We start from the raw sequence: 3,389 nt of genomic DNA, 5'->3' as shown, positions 1-3,389 counted from the left end.
GCCTGTTTCTGCATCAAATTCGACTTCATAAACTAAGCCTAGATTGACAAGTCGATAACTAGTTCTGTACTTTCCAATTATCTTTTATAGGTGAATTATATCTTATAAAATAGCTAAATCGTCTCGTAAAAAAGGCTTGAAATACATACTAAATGAGTTTTTTCGCATCTTGTCTGTAACCTAATTGAATTTTATAAAATATAATTTCTAGAATATTTAATTGAATCAGTATCTTTTACTAGAGCCAAAACTATACTAGAAAAAAGATCTGCTTTCTGGCGCTTGTTAAATATAAGTATAAAAACAAAACTTGGATTGAACTAGCACTAGAAAAAAGAAATCTAAAATGTATATCTAAGTTTTTTCACAATTTTATTTTAATAGAGTTAACGGTCAAAATTTCTAAATAAGTCAATATTATTTTTCTAATTTTCTATAATCCTCGAATAAATCATCATAGTCATACATTCAAATAATAAGAAATGTAATCACTAACTAAGTCGCTCAATATAAGTACCCCTTTAAAATTCTAGAAAACTATTTATCTTTTTCGTTACGTTTTCTGTTAGAGAATGTACAAAAAAAGTTTTAAATAACTCACTTAACATAATATTTCGCATAATTATCTCAAAAAACAAATAAATACATCCAAAAAGAGAACCCTATAATTTCTTTTTAACAACATTATTTGCTAGAGCAGAAACACCCATGAGTATTGCGCTACCTAGAGCTGCTGTTACAATTTTCCCTTTTCCTTTCAAATCCCTATCATGTTCTATACAAAATAATGATTTTTCTGATGGTACTTCTTTCAAACATTTAGGATATTTACAAGTTTTTATTATCGATTTTTTCATTTTCAAACACCTCAATCTTATCTTTATTATATGATTCAAATATCAGTTCGATTGTATTAGATATATTGTTTGATAACTCAACTATTCTTCCGTCATTACCAATATGTCCATTGTCAAGCAACCATGCAACGGTTCTTCCATCATTGTTTTCTTTTATAAGTTCCTGTTGAATAAAGGAATGATAATTTGCTAATGTAGCGTACAAAGACTTTTGCTCCGTTAACACTGTATAAGCTATCAGATTTAATTGAACACAAGAGTTTAAATATCCTAAAGAATTCTGCAATAATTCATCAATTCTTTTAGCATCTCTCGATTTTAGTTTGGTATCTATTAGTGCTAGAACATCCTCATGAATAGAATACATTAATTTACCAACTGTCTCATTACTTAGTTTGATTGCTCCTAATAATAATTCATATTTAATTGATTCATTTTCGGATGCCATCCCCTCTATTACTAATTGTCTTGCAGAGAAAAAGCCAGCAAATCTATCGTTATATTGCCCTTTTTCTATACGTTGAATATTACGGTTTAATACTTCAATCTGTTCAGATAACGAAGCTAGTTGCCCTTGGATAGCTGACAATTCTGGTAGTATCCCTAAGTCCTTCACTACTTTTTTATCGATAGTTAGAAAACTTTTATTTTTCCCAGTCAACGTATCTTTTATAACCGCATAAGTTTCACCCGTTTTCTTTCTCACTCCAAGTGACCATTCTCCCGAAGCCAATTTCTCTTTAGCAATATCTGATAAATTTGCTACATATTCTATCTCGCTTTGATTAGATAACTTATTGACTAAGCTAATTTTTGAAACACTCGAAAATAAATCAGCTCTTAATGTTTTGTTCGACATTACTTTCTCTCTAATATTTTGATTAATTGATTGAGATGCTAGCTTTTGTAGAGGCAATAATGAAAATGCATTAAAATCGTAACTATACAAACTATAATCAGTTACATTTATTGATAGTATTCTTTCATTTGGTAAATCAATTTCGAAATTATCCACAGTAGTATCCCCCAAATAAGAATATGTTTACTAACGTTTTAAACTTTTTATTTAAATTATACCTTTTCTAAAATATTTCTAGGATGCTTTATAGTTTTTTTCAAATTCCTCCCTTGTAAAAAATAGACAACCTAGAGTTAAAAAAGTTTTTTTATCTTTTTCATTTTTTCACAAACGTTTAATTAATGATGATCAATAGATTCTGATTCCAAATTCATTAAAATTTGAGTACTTTTTATTAATTTGTAGGAATCGTACTCATGCTTTCTTTTAAAAGAATTTTAAATATGTCAAAGTTTTAAAGATTCTTTGATATGAAATAAAAACAAGAAATAACGTTCCCAATTTTAAAGTAAACAACTACAAATTTTATCTATAGTGACAACTCTAATATTATTTACCTATCAAGTGAATTAAACCTTTTTCTTTGATACCTCAACACTCCAGTATCTCCGATGACGTATAATTTGTATTTTCCATACCCTACTTTAAATTCTAATCTTTCGCCACTTGCGATTTCAAATAAAAGATAATAGGTAATGGATTGATTCGTAAAGCCGTTTGCAGCAATATTCGTGCTACTAGTCATTCGTTTGTCTACTAGCGTGGCAAGTACTGCCACTTCTGGCGTAGATTGATCCTTTAAGAATTCGACAATATGATATAAGATAACTGCGACGAAAATAAAAGCAAATAAAGTAAATAGAAAATCCACAAAACACACTCCTTTTTTGTTTTTATGATCAAGGGAATCAACCAAATCATTTTTACAACTTAACTATAATTATACATTAATTCAATTAATTAATCTCGAATCTCTAATAAAAATATGTAACTCGCTAAATGATTGACCGAAACTGTAGTTTGGCTATCGTTTTCCTATATGTATGGTTGCATAGAACACATTTGTATATTTGTTAACCAAGAGTCAGTTGCTAGGATGAAATCACATGACCTTTGAAAAAGCATTCCTAGAATCATCCTTCTTCATTCTACATTGACTTCTTAAGGAAAATTCATCGTATCCCAAAGTCTCTGACTAAATTCAGTAACGTTTATTTAGACATGTTTTCTGGGATGCACCTTAAGGTTATCAATGTGGATGAATAAGAATTTAATCTATGCTCTCTTTTTGTCAAAATGATCGAAGGTTTATAGAAAGTATTACTATTTCGGCAAAGTTAAATACTAACTCACTTTGAGTTGTCATATGAATGGAAAATACGTTGAGCTTTCAGGTTTAAAAATATATGATTTTCTTTAATGCTTTTAGTAAAAAAGCATAACTTTTTCACCAAGTAACTGTTTATTTAAGAAAGTATTCTATAAAAAAACTCTTCTACCAACTTTTTCAAAGTTAATAAAAGAGTTCTGTGTTTATATCCTCATTTTGCCAACTGTCCGACACCTAAGAAAAGAGCTTGTTCCATCTAGTTAACAAATATGAAACAACTTTCTATGATTGAAAATCCTTAACGAATCCCCAAAGCAATCCGTGCGTAACGACTCATTTTATC

The 3,389-nt window shown here is 29.0% G+C and carries 3 protein-coding genes; all 3 read right to left on the bottom strand.

Annotated elements, in window-relative coordinates; translation table 11 throughout:
- Positions 1-662: 662 nt before the first annotated feature.
- Positions 663-857 (bottom strand): hypothetical protein, encoded by a 195-nt coding sequence (locus Q1X33_RS16485; RefSeq protein WP_005230201.1) that lies wholly within the window; start codon positions 855-857, stop codon positions 663-665.
- Positions 829-1,872, bottom strand: a complete 1,044-nt coding sequence (locus Q1X33_RS16480; RefSeq protein ID WP_034869408.1) for a hypothetical protein — start codon at positions 1,870-1,872, stop codon at positions 829-831. Before Q1X33_RS16480 ends, Q1X33_RS16485 begins: the two co-directional genes overlap by 29 nt.
- A gap of 397 nt (positions 1,873-2,269) precedes the next feature.
- Positions 2,270-2,587 (bottom strand): DUF2500 domain-containing protein, encoded by a 318-nt coding sequence (locus Q1X33_RS16475; protein ID WP_015509816.1) that lies wholly within the window; start codon positions 2,585-2,587, stop codon positions 2,270-2,272.
- Positions 2,588-3,389: the final 802 nt, after the last annotated feature.

Source organism: Enterococcus sp. B2E4 (assembly GCF_030499455.1).
GTDB lineage: Bacteria > Bacillota > Bacilli > Lactobacillales > Enterococcaceae > Enterococcus_D > Enterococcus_D casseliflavus.
The sequence above is the reverse complement of the archived record's forward strand: the minus strand, read 5'-3'. Positions and strand labels throughout refer to the sequence as shown.